This is a genomic window from Prauserella oleivorans (genome assembly GCF_042685745.1).
Lineage (GTDB): Bacteria > Actinomycetota > Actinomycetes > Mycobacteriales > Pseudonocardiaceae > Prauserella_A > Prauserella_A oleivorans.
In genome coordinates, this window is the sequence record NZ_JBHUNT010000001.1 from 1277644 (window position 1) to 1300021 (window position 22378).

General features: G+C 70.5%; 22 protein-coding genes, 1 tRNA gene and 1 other RNA gene. 13 read left to right on the plus strand and 11 right to left on the minus strand.

Annotated elements, in window-relative coordinates; genetic code table 11:
• Positions 1-263: 263 nt before the first annotated feature.
• Positions 264-626, minus strand: coding sequence for an ArsR/SmtB family transcription factor (locus ACFSZT_RS06340; protein ID WP_377389514.1), 363 nt, complete (start codon positions 624-626; stop codon positions 264-266).
• A 192-nt stretch (positions 627-818) separates the two neighbouring features.
• Between ACFSZT_RS06340 and ACFSZT_RS06345 the strand changes: the two genes are divergently transcribed.
• Both ACFSZT_RS06345 and ACFSZT_RS06350 read left to right on the plus strand, forming a co-directional pair.
• Complete coding sequence (locus ACFSZT_RS06345; protein WP_377389695.1) at positions 819-2705, plus strand: heavy metal translocating P-type ATPase; 1887 nt, start codon at positions 819-821, stop codon at positions 2703-2705.
• Positions 2706-2948: 243 nt separating this feature from the next.
• A complete protein-coding gene (locus ACFSZT_RS06350; protein ID WP_377389512.1) occupies positions 2949-3719 on the plus strand; it encodes a hypothetical protein in 771 nt (256 codons plus the stop codon).
• 311 nt (positions 3720-4030) lie between these two features.
• On the opposite strand, the gene ACFSZT_RS06355 is transcribed toward ACFSZT_RS06350, so the two are convergent.
• The 5 genes from ACFSZT_RS06355 to ACFSZT_RS06375 form a co-directional block, all read right to left on the minus strand.
• The gene (locus tag ACFSZT_RS06355) at positions 4031-4405 is read right to left on the minus strand and encodes a hypothetical protein (RefSeq protein ID WP_377389510.1); all 375 of its coding nucleotides are present in this window, start codon (positions 4403-4405) and stop codon (positions 4031-4033) included.
• Positions 4406-4970: 565 nt separating this feature from the next.
• Positions 4971-5057: transfer RNA gene (locus ACFSZT_RS06360), tRNA-Ser, on the minus strand.
• Positions 5058-5092: 35 nt separating this feature from the next.
• A complete protein-coding gene (locus tag ACFSZT_RS06365; RefSeq protein ID WP_377389508.1) occupies positions 5093-5752 on the minus strand; it encodes a GNAT family N-acetyltransferase in 660 nt (219 codons plus the stop codon).
• Positions 5753-5844: 92 nt separating this feature from the next.
• Positions 5845-7254 (minus strand): selenium-binding protein SBP56-related protein, encoded by a 1410-nt coding sequence (locus ACFSZT_RS06370; protein ID WP_377389506.1) that lies wholly within the window; start codon positions 7252-7254, stop codon positions 5845-5847.
• Between the two features lie 105 nt (positions 7255-7359).
• Positions 7360-7857, minus strand: coding sequence for a hypothetical protein (locus ACFSZT_RS06375; RefSeq protein ID WP_377389504.1), 498 nt, complete (start codon positions 7855-7857; stop codon positions 7360-7362).
• A gap of 15 nt (positions 7858-7872) precedes the next feature.
• Between ACFSZT_RS06375 and ACFSZT_RS06380 the strand changes: the two genes are divergently transcribed.
• Positions 7873-8943, plus strand: a complete 1071-nt coding sequence (locus tag ACFSZT_RS06380; protein ID WP_377389502.1) for a hypothetical protein — start codon at positions 7873-7875, stop codon at positions 8941-8943.
• Positions 8944-8987: 44 nt separating this feature from the next.
• Positions 8988-10109: a 5-methyltetrahydropteroyltriglutamate--homocysteine S-methyltransferase gene (locus tag ACFSZT_RS06385; RefSeq protein ID WP_377389500.1), complete on the plus strand. Its 1122-nt coding sequence runs from the start codon at positions 8988-8990 to the stop codon at positions 10107-10109.
• Positions 10110-10112: 3 nt separating this feature from the next.
• On the opposite strand, the gene ACFSZT_RS06390 is transcribed toward ACFSZT_RS06385, so the two are convergent.
• Positions 10113-10790: a potassium channel family protein gene (locus ACFSZT_RS06390; protein WP_377389498.1), complete on the minus strand. Its 678-nt coding sequence runs from the start codon at positions 10788-10790 to the stop codon at positions 10113-10115.
• Positions 10783-12153 carry a TrkH family potassium uptake protein gene (locus ACFSZT_RS06395; protein WP_449301408.1) on the minus strand — a complete coding sequence of 457 codons (1371 nt, stop codon included), beginning with the start codon at positions 12151-12153 and terminating at the stop codon, positions 10783-10785. The genes ACFSZT_RS06390 and ACFSZT_RS06395 overlap by 8 nt, the downstream gene beginning before the upstream one ends.
• Positions 12154-12287: 134 nt before the next feature.
• On the opposite strand from ACFSZT_RS06395, the gene ACFSZT_RS06400 reads away from it, so the two are divergent.
• On the plus strand, positions 12288-12683 hold the full coding sequence (locus ACFSZT_RS06400; RefSeq protein WP_377389496.1) for a hypothetical protein: 396 nt from the start codon (positions 12288-12290) through the stop codon (positions 12681-12683).
• Between the two features lie 6 nt (positions 12684-12689).
• On the opposite strand, the gene gndA is transcribed toward ACFSZT_RS06400, so the two are convergent.
• Complete coding sequence (gndA, locus tag ACFSZT_RS06405) at positions 12690-14129, minus strand: NADP-dependent phosphogluconate dehydrogenase (protein ID WP_377389494.1); 1440 nt, start codon at positions 14127-14129, stop codon at positions 12690-12692.
• A gap of 66 nt (positions 14130-14195) precedes the next feature.
• On the opposite strand from gndA, the gene ACFSZT_RS06410 reads away from it, so the two are divergent.
• Positions 14196-15071 (plus strand): helix-turn-helix domain-containing protein, encoded by an 876-nt coding sequence (locus ACFSZT_RS06410; protein ID WP_377389492.1) that lies wholly within the window; start codon positions 14196-14198, stop codon positions 15069-15071.
• On the opposite strand, the gene ACFSZT_RS06415 is transcribed toward ACFSZT_RS06410, so the two are convergent.
• Positions 15053-15238, minus strand: a complete 186-nt coding sequence (locus ACFSZT_RS06415; protein WP_377389490.1) for a hypothetical protein — start codon at positions 15236-15238, stop codon at positions 15053-15055. The genes ACFSZT_RS06410 and ACFSZT_RS06415 overlap by 19 nt on opposite strands.
• A gap of 232 nt (positions 15239-15470) precedes the next feature.
• Here ACFSZT_RS06415 and ACFSZT_RS06420 point away from each other — a divergent pair, with 232 nt between their 5' ends.
• From ACFSZT_RS06420 to ACFSZT_RS06430, 3 genes are all read left to right on the plus strand, one after another.
• On the plus strand, positions 15471-15725 hold the full coding sequence (locus ACFSZT_RS06420; protein WP_377389488.1) for a DUF397 domain-containing protein: 255 nt from the start codon (positions 15471-15473) through the stop codon (positions 15723-15725).
• Between the two features lie 92 nt (positions 15726-15817).
• Positions 15818-15914: signal recognition particle sRNA small type (gene ffs / locus ACFSZT_RS06425), an RNA gene on the plus strand.
• Between the two features lie 51 nt (positions 15915-15965).
• Entirely contained in the window at positions 15966-18053 is a 2088-nt protein-coding gene (locus tag ACFSZT_RS06430; protein WP_377389486.1) for a DNA polymerase III subunit gamma and tau, read from the plus strand.
• 21 nt (positions 18054-18074) lie between these two features.
• Here ACFSZT_RS06430 and ACFSZT_RS06435 read toward each other — a convergent pair whose 3' ends face one another.
• The gene (locus ACFSZT_RS06435; protein ID WP_377389484.1) at positions 18075-18830 is read right to left on the minus strand and encodes an N-acetylmuramoyl-L-alanine amidase; all 756 of its coding nucleotides are present in this window, start codon (positions 18828-18830) and stop codon (positions 18075-18077) included.
• 92 nt (positions 18831-18922) lie between these two features.
• Between ACFSZT_RS06435 and ACFSZT_RS06440 the strand changes: the two genes are divergently transcribed.
• The 4 genes from ACFSZT_RS06440 to ACFSZT_RS06455 all read left to right on the plus strand — a co-directional run bounded on the left by ACFSZT_RS06440 (position 18923) and on the right by ACFSZT_RS06455 (position 22348).
• Positions 18923-19282 (plus strand): YbaB/EbfC family nucleoid-associated protein, encoded by a 360-nt coding sequence (locus tag ACFSZT_RS06440; protein WP_377389482.1) that lies wholly within the window; start codon positions 18923-18925, stop codon positions 19280-19282.
• Between the two features lies 1 nt (position 19283).
• The gene (gene recR, locus ACFSZT_RS06445; protein WP_377389480.1) at positions 19284-19880 is read left to right on the plus strand and encodes a recombination mediator RecR; all 597 of its coding nucleotides are present in this window, start codon (positions 19284-19286) and stop codon (positions 19878-19880) included.
• A gap of 9 nt (positions 19881-19889) precedes the next feature.
• Complete coding sequence (locus tag ACFSZT_RS06450; RefSeq protein ID WP_377389478.1) at positions 19890-20495, plus strand: uridine kinase family protein; 606 nt, start codon at positions 19890-19892, stop codon at positions 20493-20495.
• A 167-nt stretch (positions 20496-20662) separates the two neighbouring features.
• Positions 20663-22348: an ABC transporter substrate-binding protein gene (locus tag ACFSZT_RS06455; RefSeq protein ID WP_377389476.1), complete on the plus strand. Its 1686-nt coding sequence runs from the start codon at positions 20663-20665 to the stop codon at positions 22346-22348.
• Positions 22349-22378: the final 30 nt, after the last annotated feature.

Genomic DNA, 22378 nt, shown 5'->3' on the forward strand with positions numbered 1-22378 from the left:
GGAAGGTACCACCCGCGCACATTCGTTCTCGGCATTTCTTCCGGGTGTTATGGAACTGTCGCGATATGGATCCGTGGTGATTTTTCTGCACTCGGACGGATTTGCCGGTGAATATCCTACCGGAACTGCGGCCTTTCGGTGAAGATCAATTCTTTCCGGTTTCGGGCGATGGTTGATGGATTAGGCCCTGGCTATGGGACGAACATTTCGGCGAGGTGGCCGAGCATGTTCGGGTCGCGGGCACGTCGTGATTGCGGCCGTGGTCAGCTCGCGGCGCCGGGTGTGTCGGACAGTCCGAGTCGCAGGTGTTCGCTGTGGTAGACGGCCTCGTCCAGCAGTTGGGCGACGTGGTTGTCGTAGAGGCTGTAGACGATGCTGCGGCCGGTGCGGGTGCCGGTGACCAGGCCGAGGTTGCGCAGCAGCCGGAGCTGGTGGGAGACCGCGGACTGTTCCATGCCGATCGCCTCGGCCAGCGCGGTGACCGGGCGGGGGCCGTGCCGCAGTTCGGTCAGGATCAACAGCCGGCTCGGAGTGGCCAGGGCCTGCAAGGTGGTGGCCACGTGGGCGGCGGACTCGGCGTCCAGTCGTGCGGCCGGACGGTCCTGTCCCTGCACCCCGTGTCCCATGCGGTGAGTGTAGCCAATGCGATACATGAAGACGTCTTCATTCTTTCTGTTATCGTCGGCGGGTCTGCTCGTCCGTCCTGGAGGTCTCTGGTGTCGTCCCCGACCACGACCGTCGACGTTTCACCCCGGTCACCCGCTGCGGCCACGACGGCGGTCCCGCCGCGGCGGACCCGGGTGTTCGCGCTGCCCGAGATGCGCTGGGCGGCCGCGGCGGTGGGGCTGTTCCTCGCGGGATTGGCCACGCAGCTGCTCGGCGGCCCGGGCTGGTCGTGCTGGGCGCTGTACCTGGCCTGCTACGCCGCGGGCGGCTGGGAGCCGGGCCTGGCCGGGCTGAAGGCCCTGCGCGAGAAAACCCTGGATGTGGACCTGCTGATGGTGGTCGCCGCGGTCGGTGCGGCAGCGATCGGGCAGGTGATGGACGGCGCCTTGCTGATCGTCATCTTCGCCACCTCCGGGGCGCTGGAAGCGCTGGCCACCGCCCGCACCGAGGACGCGGTGCGGGGGCTGCTCGACCTGGCCCCGGACACCGCGACCCGGCTCGCCCCCGACGGTGCCGAGGAGATCGTCGAAGTCGCCGACCTGGACATCGGCGACCTCGTGCTCGTCCGCCCCGGGGAACGGATTGCCGCCGACGGCGAGGTCGTGGCCGGAGCCGGCGAGGTGGACCAGGCCACCATCACGGGCGAGCCGCTGCCGGTGGACAAGACGGTCGGGGACGAGGTGTTCGCGGGCACGCTCAACGGCACCGGGTCGCTGCGCGTGCGGGTGGGCCGCCGGGCCGAGGACTCGGTAGTGGCCCGGATCGCCACCCTGGTGGAGCAGGCCGGCCGGACCAAGGCCAAGACCCAGCTGTTCATCGAGAAGGTCGAGCAGCGCTACTCGATCGGCATGGTCGCGGCCACCATCGCGGTGTTCGTTATTCCCTTGAGCCTGGGTGATGCGCTGCAGGATGCGCTGCTGCGCGCGATGACGTTCATGATCGTCGCCTCGCCGTGTGCGGTGGTGCTGGCCACCATGCCGCCGCTGCTCGCGGCGATCGCCAATGCCGGGCGGCACGGCGTGCTGGTCAAGTCCGCTGTGGTGATGGAACAGCTGGGCACCACGAACCGCGTCGCGTTCGACAAGACCGGCACCCTCACCCGCGGCACCCCCGAGCTCGCCGAGGTCCGCGTGCTGCCCGGCACCCGTTTCACCGAGACCGAGCTGCTGCGGCTGGCCGCTGCGGTAGAGCACCCCAGCGAACACCCTCTGGCGGCGGCGATCGTGCGTGCCGCCCGCGCCCGGGAAGTCGAGCTGCCCACGGCCGACGAGTTCACCGCCCGGCCCGGTCGCGGCGTGTCGGCCCTGGTCGAGGACCACTTCATCCAGGTCGGCTCCCCGGCGGCGCTGCTCACCGGCGCCGGCACCGCGCCGGCAGCGGCGGCCGTCGACGCCCTCCAGCGACGCGGCCACACCGCCGTCGTCGTGCTCTGCGAACACCGCCCGGTGGGTGTGCTGGCCATCACCGACCAGGTGCGCCCCGAGGCCGCCCCGGCCGTGGCGGCCGTGACCCGGCTGACCGGCTCCGCGCCGGTGCTGCTCACCGGCGACAACCAGGACACCGCTGCCCGGTTGGCCGACCGGGTCGGCATCACGGATGTGCGCGCCGGGTTGCTGCCCGACGACAAGGTCACCGCCGTCCGCGAGCTGGAGAGCAGCGGCGAGCGAGTGACCGTGGTCGGTGACGGCATCAACGACGCCCCCGCCCTGGCGGCCGCGCACGCCGGCATCGCCATGGGCGGCGCAGGCTCCGACCTCACCCTGCAGACAGCCGACGCCGTGGTGGTACGCGACGACCTGAGCACCATCCCCGCGGTGATCTCCCTGTCCCGCCGAGCCCGCCGCGTGGTCGTGGCCAACCTGGTTATCGCCTTCACGTTCATCGCCGTGCTCGTCGCCTGGGACCTCATCGGCACCCTCCCGCTCCCCCTGGGCGTCGCCGGGCACGAAGGCTCCACCATCCTCGTCGGACTCAACGGGCTGCGTCTGCTACGCAAGGCCGCCTGGCGCCGCGCCGCCGGCACGTCCCGCCGGCCCTGACACCGAGCGGCCCGTGGTGTGCGGCGAGCCGTCCGCTCCGTTCCTTCCGATCCGGAGCGCGACGGGGGCGTGCGCCGTCCACAATGGTGGGTTCCCGCGTCAGGTCGAGCGGGGAGGCGTTGCGGCGCCGTAGGAGCCCTTGAGGCGACCGGCGCGGCGTACGACGATGACTGGCGAGAAGGGGCTTCCCGGGCCGAGCCACGGGTGCTCTGCTCCTCGGCGCGCTCGGCAAGGGGGTCAACGATGAACACGGTGTCAGTGGTGGCGGCGACCATCTCGGTGGCGGGCGCACTCGTGACACTCCTGCTCGGCGCGCTCATCGAGAGCGGGCGCCGGCGCGCCCAGCGCAGGGAGGCGCGGCGCGACCTGGCCAGTACCTACAGCGAGCCGCTCCTGCAGGCGGCGGCATCACTCGCCTCGCGCCTCGGCAATGCGGAGATCGGCCAGATCACCGAGTTCGGAAGCCGGTTGCCGGAACGCTTCCGCGACTATGCGGTGTACGAAAGCATGTACCGGTTCGCGCGGTACCTGTGCTGGGTGCAGATCATCGCCTCGGAGGTGCACTTCCTCGACTTGGGAACGAGGCGGCGCAACCGCAGGCTCGTCGAGCACCTTGCCGCCGTGCAGGTCGTGATCAGCGACCGCCACACCTACGGCAACCTGGCGTTCCAGCTCCTCGGCGGGGAGCAATGGGCGCTCGGTTCGCTGCTGGTGGAGCCGGTGCGGGACGGCAACGGTCGTTCTCGATGCATGTCCTATGTCGAGTTCCGGCGCCGCCTCGGCAGCGACCCCGAGTTCCGCCGTTGGTTCGAGCCACTGGAGCGGGACTTGAACGACTTGCTCGACGGACGGCGGGACGGACGCGAGCGCCTCGACGCGCTCGAGGCGCAGCTACGGCGGCTCATCCGCTTCCTGGACCCGGCACGTGTCTGGGCACCGTTCGACGATGCTCCGGCCACCAAGAACGCCACCAAGAACGCCACCAGGAACGCCACCAAGAACTCTGTGGCGTGACGTCGGTGCGTCCGGAACACGTCCCGCCTGCGTCTCTCAACGCTCGTGGGTGAGGCCGGAGCTGCCGGCATGCCAACGACATGCGGCCGCCGCGGTGGTTTGTGCGAGCCGGCCCGCGGCTAGCCTGCTGTCGTCCAGGCGTGTCGCCTGGCGAGGTGGGGTTCCGGCGTGGGAAAGCCCCCGATCGCGCCGGAACCCACCGGCATGGAGCCCCACTACTTCAGCGCCATCCGATCGGCGATGCCAGCTCTTCGCACGCCGCGCCTCCGCGACGCTGCCGCTACGAGGAGCGCCGAAGGTGACCACTGCGGTCAGGGCCTCCGAAGGGCCTTGATCACGAGCTGGGCGAGGATGTTGTAGAGCAGCGCTGCCAGACCGTAGTTCATCACGACGCCGAGCACGGCGTCGTCGGGAGTGAAGACGTCGCCCAACCCGAGGACCAACGCCTTCGCGACCGAGTAGATGGCGGACACGAACCCGTTGCCCTGATTGGCGTCCAGCACCACGAATGCGATGTGCAGGACGAACACGGCGGTGATGAGGCCGACCACCGTCCGGATCACGGCGATGACGGCATTCGCCCCGTCCCCGCGGCGACGGTCGGGCGCGGGCTCACGGTATTCGGGACCGGGCATGCGCGGATCGCGGCCGCGATACGGGTCGGAGCCGTACGGGTCGTAAGTCATGGCCGCGGATTCTGACAACACAGAGAGTGAATGACAACCCCCGCTGAGAGATCAACCACCGTTTTGTGGTCGGCTGTCATGCTCAATAGGCGAATCGATTTCACTTTAGGCCGAGAGGTGGTGAAAAGGGAAAGGAACGGCAACGGGAACAAGGCGCACTGGCGAACGTGGAGAATGGGCGGCCAATTCGATGCAAATCGAGCGGAAGCCGGAAAACCTCGACGTGTGGACGGTCGAGCGGGGGACGAGGGCGCATGCGTGCCCCGCTCGCCGAGGGGCGCACCAGTAGCGCATGTGGCACCACGGATGCGTCGGGCGGCCACTGACCCGGAGGGCACTGCCCGACCGCTACGGGAGCGGCGTCGTCGCCGAGGTCACATCGCGAGCCGTCCGCCCAACCGTCAGGCTCACATGGCCGAGGCATTGGACGAGCAGCGCGTCCGGCAAGCCGTGGAGCGAGCAGGTGATCTGTGGGAGGACTCGGCATCCAGTGCAACCGAGACGGAACAGCACAACGCCGGGCGGCCCGATCGTGGGCTGCCCGGCGTTGTGCCTGTTCAGCGAGCGGAGGATACGGGATTCGAACCCGTGAGGGCTGTTACACCCAACACGATTTCCAATCGTGCGCCTTAGGCCGCTCGGCCAATCCTCCGCGAAAGAGGGTACAGGACCGCGCGTGACCAGCGGTTACCGGGTCTGAGCTGCATCGACGCCGAGGAGCGGCAGACACGGCTGGAGTCCCCGCACGGTCACCGGCACGCTGCGGTGACGTTGCCAGGCCTGCCGGGTCAGGCGCATCCGCCGCTCGACAACGGCCTTGCCGCGTACGGCGTGCCGCGCGATGCCGTCGTCGGCGTAGCCGAGCTTGCGCGACACCGCGAGGGACGCGACGTTGTCCTCGAACGCGCCCGTCCGCGCTTCCTCGGCGCCCAGCCCGGCGAACGCCAGGTGCAGCACGGCCGCCCGCATCTCGGTGCCGAGTCCCGAGCCCTGGTGAGCCAGCCCGAGCCACGACCCGGTGCGGACCTCCCGCGTCACGCTGAAGTCCTGGGCGCTGATCGCCTGCTGGCCCACCACCACGCCGTCGCACACCACGGTGAACTCCAGCGCCCACTCCGCAGGCGTCAGCGCGCCGAGCACGCGCCAGTGGTGCTGCACCACCGACCGCGCGACCTCCTCGGGTAGTGCGTCGGTGAACGGGGTGAGGAACGGCATCTCGGCAGGGTCGTGGATGCCCTTCGCGGCGAGGGCCGCCAGCTCGGCGAGCCGTTCCGCGGTGGGCAGCCGCAGGTCCAGGCGCGGCGTCGTGAGCCGCAGCCCGGTGAGGGGGAAATGCTCGGCCAGCATGCGTCGAGTGTGGACGGATCGCGGCCCGACGTCAGGTGGTTTTCCGCAGCGATGCGGCCGTGATCCAGAGGCGGGTCAACGACCGGACCCGGTCAGCGGAAGCAGTACGAGTCGGACGACGCGTCGCCGCCCTGCAGCCGCACCTGATGGGCGCGCAGGCCGCGAAAGTCGTCGCCGTGCGGGAAGAACCGCTCGTCAACGGTCAGTCCGCCTCCGGCATCGGGGTCGGTGTCGAGCTTGGCGAACCACGCGCCCACGCCGGCTGGATAGAACTGGTCGTCCCACGAGCCGTACAGCGAGTTGGTGACGTAGATGCGCCTGCCGTCCCGGCTGACCTCCACCATCTGCGGTCCACCCGCCAGCGGCTCGCCGGGGGCCGACGGATGCGGCGCGCGCCCGGCGATTCCGCCGAGCCGCACCGAACCGGTCTCCCGCGGGCGCGCCGGATCACTGACGTCGTACTGCTTCAACTCGCCGGTGCCCCAGCACGAGACGTAGAGGTACCGGTCGTCGACGGAGAGGTTGATGTCGGTGACCAGCGGCGGAACGGCGCCGAAGGGTTTCAGTGCGGGCGGCAGCTCGCTCTCCTCGGCGGGCTCGGCGGCGATCGTGATGACCTGGTCGGCCTTCCAGGCGTCGCCGTCCCGGTGCCACCGCCACACCGACGCAGACAGGTCCTCGGTGCTCACCACGACGCCGACGAATCCCCACGTCGCGTCCGGGTCGTGGGAGGGCCGCAGCTCCAGCACCATCTGGTGTTGCGGACCCAGATCGATGACCTGCCGGTGCTTGCCCTCGGCCAGGTCCCAGAAGTGCAGCGCGTGGCCGTACTCGCCGGCCAGCAGCAGCTCGGGGTTGATGCCGTCCTCGACCATGGACGGCGTGCCCCATTCGGAGGTGATGAGGGTGTTCTGGTTCAAATGCCACCACGCGTCGTAGGCCAGGTACTGCGGGCCCCGGTCGGTCTCCCACGCGCGGAGCACCTCGAACGTGTCGTGGTCCAGCAACGCGATGCCGCCCGGTCCGTCGGCGCCGTTGCCGCCGCCGAGGCAGGACAGGAAGATGCCATCGGGCCCGCAGTGCAGGGTGTGTGGCCGCGAGTAGCCGGCCTTGGCGGCGAGCTCGCTCGCCTCGATGGTGCGCACCAGCCTCGGGTGCGCCGGGTCCGGCTGGGTGTCGTAGACGTGGATGTCGGACGACCGCAGCCCCGGCAGCAGCAGGTAACGGCGTTGCAGGCCCTCGGTGTGGTGCCCGGCGTGGGCGAACGCGCTGCTGCACGCGTTCCAGCCGAAATGGTGCAGCTCGTTGCCGCTGGTCGGCAGGTCGGTCCAGCCGACGATGCGCCCGTAGGAGTCCGACGCCGGGTCGGTGTCCACCACCAGCGCGTCCGGTTTCTCCGCCGCACGGTCGAACGCCACGACGTAGGCGAGTTGCTCCGGCGGCGCGGCGATGGCGTCGGCGGGGGTGCGGTAGAACGTCGGATCGATCGCGGGGCTGCTCATGGCGGACCTTCCTCCGCGGGACGACGGTGGACTTCCAGCGTCATCGGTGGCGACGCCCCCTGTCCAGCCACCCGCCGTGGTTCTTTCCGTGGTCTCTTTCCGCGGTCAGCGGACCGCGCGCAGGGCCATCCGGAACCGGCGCCGCCGCTCGGTGGCGGCGAACGTCGCCGCGGTCACCATTCCGTAGGCAAGGTGTGGCAGGACGTCGCTCAGCCAGTCGGCCGTGCTCCACGAGCGGGGGTCGGTGATACCGAGGACCGTCATCGGCGCCGACGCGCCGACCATCGCGGTACCGCTCGCCGCGAGGCCGCCGACGACGACGGACGGGTTCCAGCCACACGCCCTCGCGGCTCCGTAGCCCGCGCCGACCACGACGCCGGTCACCGTGCCGAGCAGGGCGCCGAGCCCGGTCAGCCTTGCCTGCCTGGCCTGGCCGTCGCCTGGGACGTCGGTGCGCAGTGTGCGCGCGAGCTTCTCCACCGACTGCTCGGGTGTGGTGCTGGCCGGGCGCCCCCGCACGGCCATGTCCGCGTACGTGGTGGCGTTCAGCGCGGTCACCCCGGCCGCCCCGGCCGCGATGCCGCGTGCGATCGAACTCAGCATGGTGGCGGATACCCGGTGTGCCTGGGGCGAACCACGGGTGTGGAGATCGTCGCGGTGGGTACCCGGGCGCGCGTGATGCGTGCCGATCGGGCGACCCGACTGTTGCGAAGCCGGCGGCCGGTGCTCGCAGCGGCGTCCTTCGCGGTGCTGGCCGTCGGGCTGCTGCTACTCGTCAAGTGGCTGCCCTACGGGGAGAAGGCGGTGTCGGTCGCGGGCACCGGCGACTGGCCGGGGTCGTCGCTGCTGGACACCGGCTCGCCCAGCCTGCGTGCGGGCTGGGAGTTCCTGCTCGCCTACACCGAGGCCATCTGGCCGGCATTGGTGGCGGCGATCGTGCTCGGTGCCGCGGTGGAGGCGCTGGTGCCCGCCGAGCGGCTCGGCAGGCTCGGCCCGCTGGGCGGGGGAACCCTCGCGCTGCCCGGCATGATGTGCACCTGCTGTGCGGCCCCGCTCGTCACCTCGCTTCGGCGCGCCGGAGCGGCCACGGGATCGGCGGTGGCGTTCTGGCTCGCCAACCCGGTGCTCAACCCCGCCGTGCTGGTGTTTCTCGCACTGGTCGGTCCGTGGCAGTGGCCGGTGACGCGGCTGGTGATCGGTGCCGCGCTCGTGTTCGGGGCCGGTGCGCTCGCCGCCAGGATGGCGCCGGCCGAAGTCGCGCCCGTGGCCCGCCCGGACCCGCGCAGCGCACCACGCCGATTCGGGACCGGGTTCACCCGGTTCACGCTGTTGCTCGTCCCCTTGTACCTGCTGCTCGTGTTCGCCGTGGGCGCGCTGCGGGGTTCGCTGTTCCCGCTCGCGGACGGCCTCGCCGCACACGTCGTGCCCGCGGTGCTCGCCGCGGCCGTGCTCGGTGTGCTCCTCGTGCTCCCCACCGGCGGCGAGATCCCGGTGGTGCTGGCGCTCGTCGCCGCCGGATTCCCTCCGGCCGTGATCGGGGTCCTGCTCATCACGCTTCCCGCGGTGAGCCTGCCGTCGATGGTGCTGGTCGGCAGGGCTCTGACCTGGCGGGTGACGGCGACGGCCGGGGCCTGCACCGCCCTGGCCGGGATCGCGGCCGGCGGCCTGCTGACGGTGTTGTCCGGATGACGGACGCTGTTGAACGCGATGCCGCCGGGTGTGAGGATGCGGCTATGAGCCGTCGTTCGATTCCCCCGTTCCGAGCCGACCACGTGGGCAGCCTGCTGCGGCCGCCGGAGCTACGGCAGGCGCGGGAGCGCGCCGCGCGTGGCGAGCTCAGCCGCGAGGAGCTGCGCACCGTCGAGGACAAGGCCATCGCCGAGGTCGTCGAGCGGCAGCGCCAGGTGGGCCTGCAGTCGGCCACCGACGGTGAGTTCCGTCGCACGTCGTGGCACATGGACTTCATCTACCGGCTCGGCGGGGTGTCCCAAAGCGACGAACGCCTGCACGTGCGGTTCCACAACGCGGCCGGCGACCTCGAGTTCAGCCCGCCCGGCTTGCAGGTGGACGGCAAGGTCGGGCTGGCCGAGCCGATCTTCGCCGACCACTTCGACTACCTGAAGTCCCTTGTGGACCCCAGCGTGACACCGAAGCTGACCATCCCGTCGCCCAGCATGGTCTACTACCGCGGGGGCCGCGCGGCCGTCGACGAGCGCGTCTACCCGGATCTCGAGGACTTCTTCACCGACCTCGGGGCGGCCTACGCGGACGAGGTGTCCGCGCTGGCCCAGCGCGGCTGCACCTATCTCCAGCTCGACGACACCAGCCTCGCCTATCTCAACGACCCGAAGCAGCGGGAGCTCGTCGCCCGGCTCGGCGGCGATCCGCAGACCCTGCACCTGCGCAACATCGCGACGATGAACGCCGCCATCTCCGGCAGGCCGGAGGGCATGGTCGTCACGACCCACCTGTGCCGCGGCAACTACCGGTCCTCGTGGGCGGCCGAGGGCAGCTACGACTTCGTCGCCGAGGCGCTGTTCAACGAGCTCGACGTGGACGGCTACTTCCTCGAGTTCGACGACGAGCGCTCGGGTGGCTTCGAGCCGCTGCGGTTCGTGCCGAAGGGCAAGTACGTCGTCCTGGGACTCGTCACCACCAAGCGCGGCGAGCTGGAGCCGATGGACACGCTGCGGCGGCGCATCGACGAGGCAGCGCGATACGTCGACATCGATCAGCTCTGCCTCTCGCCCCAGTGTGGCTTCTCCTCGACCGAGGAGGGCAACGACCTCACCGAGGAGCAGCAGTTCCGCAAGCTGGAGCGAATCGTGGAGACGGCCGCCGCCGTGTGGGGCTGAGCCTCACCTCGGCGATGACGGCAGGTCGGCGAACTTCTCCACCTGGTCGCGCCTGCCCGCCACCACCAGGATGTCGTGCGGGTGCACCACCGTCTCGGTCGTGGCGTAGGTGAAGCCGCTGCCGGGACGCTTGATGCCGACCACGGTCACGCCGTATTTGTTGCGGATCTGGGTCTCGCCGAGCGGCTTGCCGCGCACCTCGTCCGGCGCCGTCGTCTTGACGAGCGCGTAGTCGTCCTCGAATTCGATGTAGTCGAGCATCCGGCCGGTCACCAGGTGCGCCACCCGCTCGCCCATGTCGTACTCGGGCAGCACCACGTGATGTGCGCCGACGCGTTCGAGGATGCGGCGGTGCTGCCTGCTGACGGCCTTGGCCCAGATGCTCGGGATGCCGAAGTCGGACAGCAGCGACGTGGTGAGGATGCTCGCCTCCATGTCGGTGCCGATCCCCACGACGGCGCGCTCGAACTCGGGCACGTCGAGCTGCGTCATCGCCTCGGCGTCGGTGGTGTCGGCCACCGCGGCGTGTGTGAGCTCGTCGGCGTAGCGCTGCACCAGCTTCGGGTCGCGGTCGATGCCGAGCACCTCGAAACCGCTGCGCACCAGCTCCATCGCCAGCGAGCTGCCGAACCGGCCGAGCCCGATGACGACGACCCGGTTGACGTCATTGCCCTTACCCAACGATCGGCCTTTCTTCCGGTAGTTCGTAACGCCGCGTGCGCTCGCGCAGCGCGAGCGCCGAGGCCAGGGTGATCGGCCCCACCCGGCCGAGGAACATCAGCACCACCAGCACCAGGTGTGCCGCGCTGTTCAGCTCGGGGGTGATGCCCGTCGACAGCCCCACGGTCGCGAACGCCGAGACCGCCTCGAACAGCACCGATTCGATGCGGAAGGGGCTGAGCGTGAGCAGCAGCAGCGTGCCGGACACCACGGCGGCCACACTCAGCAGCGCCACCGTGAGGGCCTGGCGCTGCACCGTCGCGGGCAGCTTGCGGCCGAACACGTGCACGGACGGCTCGCCGCGGACCTCGGCGTAGATCACGAACGCCAGCAGCGCGAACGTGGTGACCTTGATGCCGCCCGCCGTGCCCGCGCTGCCGCCGCCGATGAACATCAGGATGTCGGTGACCAGCAGTGTTCCTGATTCCATCTCGCCCATGTCGAGGCTGTTGAACCCGGCCGTGCGGGGCATCACGCCGTGGAAGAACCCCGCGAGCAGCTTCCCGCCCGCGCTGAATCCGCCGAGCGTCTCAGGGTTGTTCCATTCGGCGATCGTGATGACGGCCACGCCGGCGACCAGCAGCAGGCTGGTGGTCAGGACGGTGATCTTGACGTGCATCGACCACCGGCGGCGTGTGCGACGCAGGTGGCGCCACAGCTCCAGCCACACCGGAAAGCCCAGCCCACCCGCCAGCACGGCGACGGAGATCGGCAGGCAGATCCACGGGTCGGTGACGAAGCCCATGAGGTTGTCGGTGTAGAGCGCGAAGCCGGCGTTGTTGAACGCCGAGACGGCGTGGAAGATGCCGTGGTAGAGCGCACGGTCCAGGTCGTAGTCGTAGCCGGTGAGGAACCGTGCGGCCAGCAGCAAGGCCACGATCAGCTCGAACACCAGGGACACCGACACGACGCCGCGCACCACCCGCCGCGCGTCGCCGAGGTCGAGCGCCTTGGTCTCGGCCTGCGCGGTGAGCGTGAGCCGCAATGCGAACCGGCGCGAGACCAGTAGACCGAGCAGCGTCGCCGTGGTCATGATCCCGAGCCCGCCGAGCTGGATGAGGCCGAGGATCACCACCTCGCCGACCGTCGACCAGTGCCCGGGCGTGTCCACCACCGTCAGCCCGGTCACGCACACTGCCGAGACCGCGGTGAACAGTGCGTCGACGACGCCGGTCGGCTCGCCCGATTCGGACGAAACCGGCAGCATGAGCAGCACCGTCCCGCACGTGGCCGCCAGCGCGAACGCCAGCACCACGATCCGTGCGGGCTGCCGCCAGTTCGGAAGCAGCCTGCGCAGCACGGACCCCACCAGCACCTGGGCCACGGGGACCCACCGTTCCCTTCGCTTGTCGTACGAGGTCAAGCTAGCCGACGGCACAGGGACGCGCACCGTCGTGCGGGGGTTGCGCGGCTGTGGGCAGGTGAGGTCGGCTGGGAGGTGCCCGGCAGGCGGGCCTGGTGCGGTCCCGTTCGCCGCACCTCGAGGGCATCGACGTCGTGGTGCTCGAGTGCCGCAGCCGCGCCGACGTCGAGCACCGCGGGCGGGCAGGCGAGGGTGAACAGCCGGCGGCGGAGCTGCTCCGCGAGCTGGGGTGCCCACCTGATGGGATGCCGCCGCCGGAGTTCGAGGTGTCCGATGTGGAGCTGCACGTTGTGGACGCAGCGGCCACGCGGATCGCCTGCCGCGATTCACCGGGCGACGCGCCCACACCGCGCCGGGTGCGGCGGGTCTGGCACTTCTCGTGGTTCACGACCTCCATGCTGCGCCCGGGCCCCGTTCCGGCAGCGACTGCGACCGGCGCGGCTGCGCTACACCTGCTCGTCCACCGCGGCCGCCACGAGCCCCACCGGTGACCGCGGTTACGCCGGGTGCTCCGCGCGCTGCTCGGCCGCCCACTCGGTGTGGAACGAGCCCTCCCGGTCGACCCGGCGGTAGGTGTGGGCGCCGAAGTAGTCCCGCTGCCCCTGGATCAGCGCGGCGGGCAGCCGCTCAGCACGCAGTTCGTCGTAGTAGGCCAGCGCGGTCGAGAAGCCCGGCGTCGGGATGCCCAGGCGCACGGCGGTGGACACGACGGAACGCCATGCGTCCTGCGCGTCCTCGACGGCCTTGCGGAAGTCGCCGCTCGTGAGCAGGGTCGGCAGTTCCGGCTCGGCCTCGTACGCGGCCCGGATGTCGTCGAGGAACTTCGCGCGGATGATGCAGCCACCGCGCCACAACGAGGCCACCGAACCGAGGTCGATGTTCCAGCCGTACTCCGCGCTGCCCGCCTGGATCTGGTTGAACCCCTGCGCATAGGCCACCACCTTGGACGCGTACAACGCCTGCTCGACGTCGTCGGCGAACCGTTCCGCCTCGCTCCCGGACAGGGGCGTTCGCGCCGGTCCGGCAAGGCCCCGGGCCGCCGCGCGCAGGCCGGCGTGTCCCGAGAGCGACCGCGCGAACGTGGCCTCCGCGATGCCGGTGATCGGCACACCGAGGTCGAGTCCGATCTGGACCGTCCAGCGGCCGGTGCCCTTCTGCTCGGCCTGATCCTGCACGACGTCGACGAACGGTTTGCCGGTGGCGGGGTCGGTGTGGGCGAGGACGTCGGCGGTGATCTCGATCAGGTAGGAGTCGAGGCGGCCGGTGTTCCACGTGCGGAACACCTCGGCGATCTGCGCGGGCTCGTAGCCGAGCGCGCCGCGCAACAGGTCGAACGACTCCGCGATGAGCTCCATGTCGGAGTACTCGATGCCGTTGTGGACCATCTTGACGAAGTGACCCGCGCCGTCCGGTCCGATGTGGGCGCAGCACGGTGTGCCGTCGACCTTCGCGGCGATGTCCTCCAGCAGCGGGCCCAGCGACGCGTAGGACTCGGCCGAGCCGCCCGGCATGATGCTCGGCCCGTGCAGCGCGCCCTCCTCGCCGCCGGAGACGCCGGTGCCGACGAAGTGCAGCCCGCGTTCGCGCAGCGCGGCCTCGCGGCGGCGGGTGTCGGCGAAGTGGGCGTTGCCTGCGTCGACGATCACGTCACCCGGTTCGAGCAACGGGGCGAACTCCTCGATCACGGCGTCGGTCGGTTCACCGGCCTTGACCATGATCACCAGTTTGCGCGGCCGCTCCAGCGCGTCGACGAACTCCCGCGCCGAATAGGTCGGCACGAAATCGCCTTCCGAGCCGAACCTGTCGACCAGCTCGCGGGTCCGTGTCTCCGAGCGGTTGTGCAGGGCGACCGTGTGCCCGTGGCGGGCCAGGTTGCGGGCGAGGTTGCGGCCCATCACGGCCAGGCCGGTGACTCCGATGTTCGCCTTCTCCGTCATGACCCCACACCCTACGCCGGACGGCGCTTTGGAGGCGGGGTCGGAAAACGGTAACGTCAGGGCGCCATGGCCAGCACCGTGACCTCCCGCCGCAAGCAGCTCGGCAACGAGTTGCGGCACGCGCGTATCTCGGCGGGGCTCACCCAGCAGCAGGTGGCGCAGATCCTCGGCTGCACGCAGGGCAAGGTCAACAAGATCGAGTCGGGCGCGGTCGGGGTCAAGCTCGGCGACGTGCGCGCGATGCTCGACGCGTACGGCGTCGCGCGCGAAGAGGCCGACACTCTGCTGAACCTGGCGCGCGCGGCGGCGAGCCAGCGCGGGCACTGGTCCGGCTACCGATCCCTTGTGCCGCACTGGTTCCGTACGTTCACCGATCTCGAGCCCGCGGCGGCGGAGATCATGACATGGCACGGCGAGCGCATCCCCGGGCCGCTGCAGTCCGAGCACTACATGCTCAAGCAGTTCACCGAGTTCGGCGCCACCGACATCACCTCACTCGTGCGCAACCGGCTCGACCGCAAGGCCGTGTTCGACCAGGACCAGCCACCGTACTACCGGTTCATCCTCAGCGAGTCGGCCCTGCGGAGAGCACCGGGTGGGCGTTCCCCCGCGGTGATGCTCGACCAGCTCGAGCACCTGCTGGAGCTCGACCGCAGCAAGGCGCGCGTGTACATCCACGTGCTGCCGTTCGCGGCGAAGCTGGCGGCGGTGCCCAACGACTTCACGATCATGCGTTTCCCCGACAGCACCAGGGATTTCGTCTACATCGAGCACGCCGCCGGCGGGATCTACCTCGACGACGTCAAGGACTTCCAGATCTTCGTCGACTCCTGGGACCGCCTGCGCGGGGCCGCGCTGGAACGCCCCGAGACGCGGGAGTTCATCAAGAACCTGGCCGAGCAGTACCGGGCCGAGCTGAACGATCAGACGCGGCAGAGGTAACGCTGGGCGAGCTGCCGCTCGTCGATCACGGCGAGCTGCCGCGGCCACAGCCGGACGAGGCCGACCACGAGCCGGCGTGTCCTGCGCTGGGGCACGGGCGGATTCTCCGGTGCGTCGCGGTCCGCGTTCTCGGCGCCCATCGGTGCTACGCCCAGTCGTACGGCCATGACGTCGCTTCACCCCCACCGTGCTGTTGCCGATCTCTCAGTGGAGTCGGCCCTCGATCGCCCCTGTCCTGTGGTCGGGAATAATCCTAGATTGGGATTAATCGTGGTGTCGACTCGCGGGACGGAAGTTCGCACGGATGGCGGCATCCTCCGGCCGAGTCGGCGCGAGGGCGTGGTGATGTCGGGTGATCGCCCGGCAGGGCCGCGTCCCGACCGGGCACGGAGGTATGCCATGGCCGAGCGTTCTGCTGGTGATGATTATTACGACCCCGCGACTGCCGCGAGCCTGTTCGACCCGGCCGGGTGGCAGAAGTCCTTCGCCAGTGAGCCCAACGGCGGCAACTGTGTCGAGGTCAATCTGGGTGAGGGCCGGGTCGGCGTGCGCGACACGAAGCTCGCGGACAGTCCGGTGTTCGTCTTCGACGCCGGCGAGTGGGAGGCGTTCCTGACCGCCGTCAAGGCGGGCCAGTTCGACCTACCGCGCTGAGGGCCGGAACTTCGGGGACTTCCGGGAATTTCCGGGACTTCCGAGACTTTCGAGGCCGGGCGCCGGGACGTCGCGGAGGTGGCCTAAACTGGGTGGCGGACCCCCGCGGCGTCCACCCTGCGAACCTCCCCAGGGCCGGAAGGCAGCAAGGATAAGCAGGCTCTGACGGGTGCGGGGGTCCCCTTTTCCGCCCGGTGGGCGACCGGTCGAAGTGTCGGAGCGAGCCGGTACGCTCGCGTCGTGGCTCTCGCGCTGTACCGCAAGTACCGGCCGGCGACCTTCGCCGAGGTCGTGGGGCAGGAGCACGTCACGGAGCCGCTCCGCACCGCGCTGGCCGCCGGTCGCATCAACCACGCCTACCTGTTCTCCGGTCCACGCGGCTGCGGCAAGACGTCGAGCGCGCGGATCATGGCTCGTTCGCTGAACTGTGTCCAGGGGCCGACCCCGGATCCGTGTGGCGAGTGCGGGCCGTGCCGGGCGCTCGCGCCCGAGGGGCCGGGCAGCGTCGACGTCACCGAGCTCGACGCTGCCAGCCACGGTGGTGTGGACGACGCCCGGGAGCTGCGCGACCGCGCCTTCTACGCGCCCGCTGAGTCCCGCTACCGGGTGTTCATCATCGACGAGGCGCACATGGTCACCACGCAGGGCTTCAACGCCCTGCTGAAGATCGTCGAGGAGCCGCCCGAGCACCTCATCTTCATCTTCGCGACCACCGAGCCGGACAAGGTCTTGACCACCATCCGGTCGCGGACGCACCACTACCCGTTCCGGCTCATCCCGCCGAGCGCCATGCGGGAGCTGCTGGAACGCAACGTCGCGGCCGAGGGCGTCACGGTGGAACCCGCCGTGTACCCGCTGGTCATCCGGGCGGGCGGCGGTTCGGCCCGCGACACCCAGTCGGTGCTCGACCAGCTCCTCGCGGGCGCGGGCCCGGAGGGCGTCACCTACGAGCGTGCGGTCGCGCTGCTCGGCGTCACCGACTCCGCGCTGATCGACGCGATGGTCGACGCGCTCGCGGCCGAGGATCACAAGGCCGTGTTCGGCACCATCGACCGGCTCGCCGAGGCAGGCCACGATCCGCGCCGGTTCGCCACCGACCTGCTCGACCGGCTGCGCGACCTGATCCTGCTGCGCTCGGTGCCCGACGCCGCGGCCACCGGCATGGTGTCGGCACCGGAGGAGCAACTGAGCCGGATGGTCGCGCAGGCCGAGCGGATCAAGCCGGGCACGCTCACCCGCTACGCCGAGATCATCCACAACGGACTGCTCGAGATGCGGGGTGCGACCGCGCCCCGGCTGCTGCTCGAACTGCTGGCCGCGCGGATGCTGTTGCCCGAGGTCGCCGACGACGAGGGCGCCATGCTGCAGCGGCTGGAACGGCTGGAGCGCCGGATCGCCGCGGGTGGCGCGGCGCCCGCAAGTTCGGCGCCCGCTGCTCCGGGTGGCGCGGCGCCCGCACCGGAACGCACCTTCGAGCGGCCCTCCCAACGGGCCGCCCGGTCCGACACCGGATCGGACGGGGCCGCCGCAGGGCGGCCCACCGCCGCGGCCCAGCCCGCCCCGGCCCGGGCGGACGACCGGACCGCGGCGGCTCAACCGGCCGAGCGGCAGGCTCCGGCTCAGCCCGCCCAGGCTGCCCCGGCTGCGGCGTCCGGCCCCGTGCGTCCGGCACAGCCTGCCGGGCCCGCGGCCCAGGCCGCTCCGGCGGAGGCGCCCGCAGCGTCCGCGTCGTCGGCCCCCGGCCAGATCGACGCGGCCGCCCTGCGGCAGTACTGGCCGCAGCTCCTGGCGGCCGTCCGCAAGCTCAGCCGCAGCACCGAGGCCATGCTCACCAACGCCACGGTGTACAGCGTCGAGGGTTCGGCCGTGACCCTCACGCACACCTCCGAGCCGCTGGCCCGGCGGCTGTCCGAGCCCCGCAACGCCGACTGCATCGCGACCGCGTTGTCGCAGGTCGTCGCGGGCCAGTGGAACGTCCGGTGCCTGCACGCCGCCGCCGTACAGGGCCAGGCCCCGGCTCGGCAGGCGGCCGCGCCGCAGCGGCCTCGGCCCGAGCAGCAGCAACGAGCTAACCCGGCGTCCGAGCGGCCGACCCCGGCGAGCACCGAACGGCCGAAGCCGGAGAACACCCCGCGGCCGGCGGAGTCCGACCGGCCGCGCAGGCCCGCCGCCGTCACGACGGAGCCGGACATCCCGCTGCCGCCCGAACCCGATGACGACGAGTACGCCGACGCCGAGTCACCCGGTCCCGAGCCGGAACCGGTCGACCCCGAGGCCGTCGCGCACAAGCTGCTGTCCGATCACCTGGGTGCCCGGCCGATCGACTGAGGCCCGGGCTGCCATGCCGGGTCAGCGGTCCAGGTAGGCGAGGACGCCGCGCGCGATGGCGTCGCCGTAGAGCCGGTGCCCGCGCGGGCTCGACATGAGTTCCGCCTCCTGCTCGTTGCGCATGTTCCCGCATTCGACGAGCACGGCCGGCCGCTCGGACAGGTTGAGGCCGGCGAGGTCGTCGCGCCCGTCGAGGCCGTCGCCGCCCACGTAGTCGGCCTTCGGCAGACCCGCGCGCGACAGGCTGGTGACCAGCGCGTTCGCCAGCCGGTGAGTGGGCTCGCCCTGCGCCGCGTTCAGCGGAGGGTGCGAGTAGATGACATGAAAGCCCCGTGCGTCGGCCGGTGCCCCGTCGGCGTGGATCGACACCACCGCCGCCGCACGTGTCCGGTTGCCGATGGCCGCCCGCTCGTCGACGCACGGGCCGACGCCGTCGTCCCCGTCGCGCGTCAGCACCACCCGCACACCCCGCGCCTCCAGCGTCTGCCGGGCTCGCTCGGCGACGGCGTAGTTGAAGGTGTGCTCCGGGTAGTCGTCGTCGCTGGCCGTGCCGGTGGTGTTGCACGGCTTGGTCTCCCCGCGGCCCGCCGGCACGCGCCTGTCGATCGCGTCGAGATGCTCGTCGTTGCCGCCGTTGTGGCCCGGATCCAGCACCACCACGGGTGCCCGTCCGTCCGGACCCGCCGTCGGCGCCACGGCGGAGGCCGTCGCCTCCTCCGTGGCGGACGGGTCGTCCCCCGAGCACCCGGTCGTCAGCAGGCCCAGAATCATCAGCATGACACCGGCACGACGCACGGCTCCACGTTGCCACACAGTCAGCGACTAGGCTGGCGGAGGAGTCAACAGCGACGAGGATCGGAAAAGCCAACATGGTGCAGCCCGGCGGCGGAATGCCCGACATGCAGCAGATCCTGCAGCAGGCCCAGAAGATGCAGGAGCAGCTGGTCACGGCCCAGGAGGAGCTCGCGGCGGCGGAGGTCACCGGGACCGCGGGCGGCGGCATGGTGACCGCGACGGTCTCCGGAGGCATGGAGCTCAAGAGCCTCGACATCGACCCGAAGATCGTCGACCCGGACGACACCGAGACCCTGGCCGACCTCATCGTGGCCGCCGTCCGGGACGCCACGCACAACGCACAGAAACTCACCGAGGAGAAGCTGGGCCCGCTCGCCGGCGGCCTCGGCGGTGGGATGCCCGACCTCGGCAACCTCGGTCTGCCCGGACACTGACTTGTACGAAGGCGTCGTTCAGGACCTGATCGATGAACTCGGGCGGCTGCCCGGCATCGGTCCCAAGAGCGCGCAGCGCATCGCGTTCCACCTGCTTGCCGCGGACCCGGCCGACATCGGGCGGCTGCAGGACGTGCTCGGCAAGGTCAAGGAGGGCGTGCGTTTCTGCGAGATCTGCGGGAACGTCTCCGAGCAGGAGCAGTGCCGGATTTGCCGGGACGTGCGCCGGGACTCGTCGCTGATCTGCGTGGTGGAGGAACCCAAGGACGTGCTCGCGGTGGAGCGCACGCGGGAGTTCCGCGGGCGCTACCACGTCCTGGGCGGTGCGCTCGACCCGCTGTCGGGCATCGGTCCCGACCAGCTGCGGATCAAGGACCTCCTCTCGCGCATCGGCGCCGAGGAGGTCACCGAGGTCATCATCGCGACCGACCCGAACACCGAGGGCGAGGCCACCGCCACCTACCTGGTGCGGATGCTGCGGGACTTTCCGGGCCTGCGGGTCACGCGGCTGGCGTCCGGCCTGCCGATGGGCGGCGACCTCGAGTTCGCCGACGAGCTCACCCTCGGGCGGGCCCTCTCCGGTCGCCGCGCGCTCTGAGGCGACGCCGTGGACGCCGAGTTCGGCCGTCACGCCTCGCTGCTCGCCGACCGCGTACTCGCTGCCCAGCCGAAGCTCGGCGCGGTGCGGGTGCTCGCCATCGACGGCCCGTCCGGCTCCGGGAAGACCCGGCTCGCGGCGGCCGTCGTCGCCGAGCTGTCCGGCCGGGGCGTGGCCACCGCGCTCGTCGGCACCGACGACTTCGCCACCTGGGATGACCCGGTGGCGTGGTGGCCTCGGCTGCGTGCGGGCGTGCTCGACCGTCTCGCGCTGGGTGAGCCCGGTCGATACCGGCGCATGGACTGGTCCACCGGCACGCCCCGCCTCGGCGAGTGGGTCGACGTCGCCGTGCCGGAGGTACTGGTGATCGAGGGTGTCTCGGCCGGCCGCGCCTCGATGCGCCCGCGGCTGTCGGTGCTGTGCTGGATCGCCGACGATGATCCCGGCGCCCGGCTCGACCGGGCTGTGGCGCGGGACGGCGAGTGGTCCAGACCTCACCTACGCCGATGGCAACAGTTCGAGCACGGTTGGTTCACGGTGGATGACACTGCCGCACATGCCGATACCCCCGATTGGCCTAGTCCAGGCTGGCACAGGTCTAAGCCAACCGGTTGAATGTCACGGCAAGTAGCCGTTCTCGGGACATTTGGGAGTTTTTCACCCGTTAAGTAGCCCGATCGTAACCTCAGGACCTTAAGCAAACGCCCGCTAACCGCTAAGGTCTGCCACCATCTGCGCCCGGTCGGGCGTGACCGAACTGAATGTCCTCAAGGGGTGTGAACATGCTCCAAACGCGGGTGGCCCGGACGCGCCGCCTCGCCCTGATCGGGCTGGCTGGTGCGCTCGCGGTGTCCATGACTGCCTGTGCCTCCGAGCGCGGCAGCGGCGGCGAAGGCGGTGCGGGCAACGAGAACACGCTGGTGTTCGGCGCCGCAGGCGCACCGAAGAACTTCGACCCGATCTTCAACGACGACGGGGAGAGCTTCCGCCCGATCCGGCAGATGTACGAAACGCTCATCACGTACAAGCCGGGCACGGCCGACCTGCAGCCCGGGCTCGCCACCGAGTGGCGGCCGAGCGATGAGGGCAAGACCTGGACGTTCAAGCTGCGCGAGGGCGTCAAGTTCCACGACGGCACCGACTTCAACGCCGAGGCCGTCTGCTTCAACTTCGACCGCTGGTTCAACATGCCCAGCGCCGCGGCGCAGAGCCAGATGATCTACTACGGCGACGTCTTCGAGGGCTTCGCCAACAACCAGGGCGACGCCACCGGGCAGCCGGTCTACAAGTCGTGCGAGGCGCCCGACCCGACCACCGCGGTGCTGCACCTGAACAAGGCCAAGGGCGCGTTCCCGGACGCGTTCGGCCTCACGTCGCTGTCGATGTCGAGCCCGACGGCGCTGCAGAAGTACAAGGCCGACGACGTCAAGCAGAGCGGTGACTCGTTCAGCTACCCCGCCTACGCCAACGAGCACCCGACCGGCACGGGCCCGTACAAGTTCCAGTCCTACGACAAGGCGGCCGGCACCATCACCCTGGTCCGCAACGAGGACTACTGGGGCGAGAAGGCCAAGCTCGAGCGGATCATCTTCCGGATCATCCCGGACGAGAACGCCCGCAAGCAGGAGCTCACCTCCGGCCAGATCGACGGCTACGACCTGCCGAACCCGGCCGACTACCAGGCCCTGCGGGACGCGGGCGCGCAGGTGATGATCCGGCCGGTGTTCAACATCCTCTACCTGGGCATCAACCAGGCGAACAACCCGGCGCTCAAGGACGTGCGGGTGCGCAAGGCCATCGAGCACGCCATCAACAAGGAGCAGCTGGCCAAGAACGAGCTGCCCGAGGGCGCCAGTGCGCGTGACCAGTTCGTGCCGCAGGAGACCGACGGCTACACCGACCAGGTCGAGAAGCACAACTTCGACCCGAACCAGGCCAAGCAGCTGCTGCGGCAGGCGGGCGTGCAGAACCTCACGCTGAAGTTCTACGTGCCCACGGAGGTCAGCCGTCCGTACATGCCGAACCCGGTGGAGATCGCCGGCGCCATCGCCGACGACCTCAAGGCGGTCGGCATCAACGTCGAGATGGTGCAGCGGCCGTGGAATGGCGGCTTCAAGGATGACGTGCAGAAGGCGGGCAAGCACGACCTGCACCTGCTCGGCTGGACCGGTGACTACGGCGACGCCGGCAACTTCATCGGCACGTTCTTCGGCCGGGAGAAGGCGGAGTTCGGGTTCAACAACCCGGAGATCTTCAACGCGCTGTCCACCGCGGACGCCCAGGTCGACGAGGCGGCGCAGAAGAGGGCGTACGAGCAGGCGGCGGTCGCCATCTCGAAGTACGTGCCCGCGGTGCCGCTGACGTCGTCGCCGCCGGCGATCGTGGTGGGTGGCAACATCCAGGGTCTCGTACCGAGCCCGCTCACCGACGAGCGCTTCGCGACGGTCACCAAGGGCCAGCAGAGCTGATCGCCCATCTCACCCGAAGCCGGGCGGCAG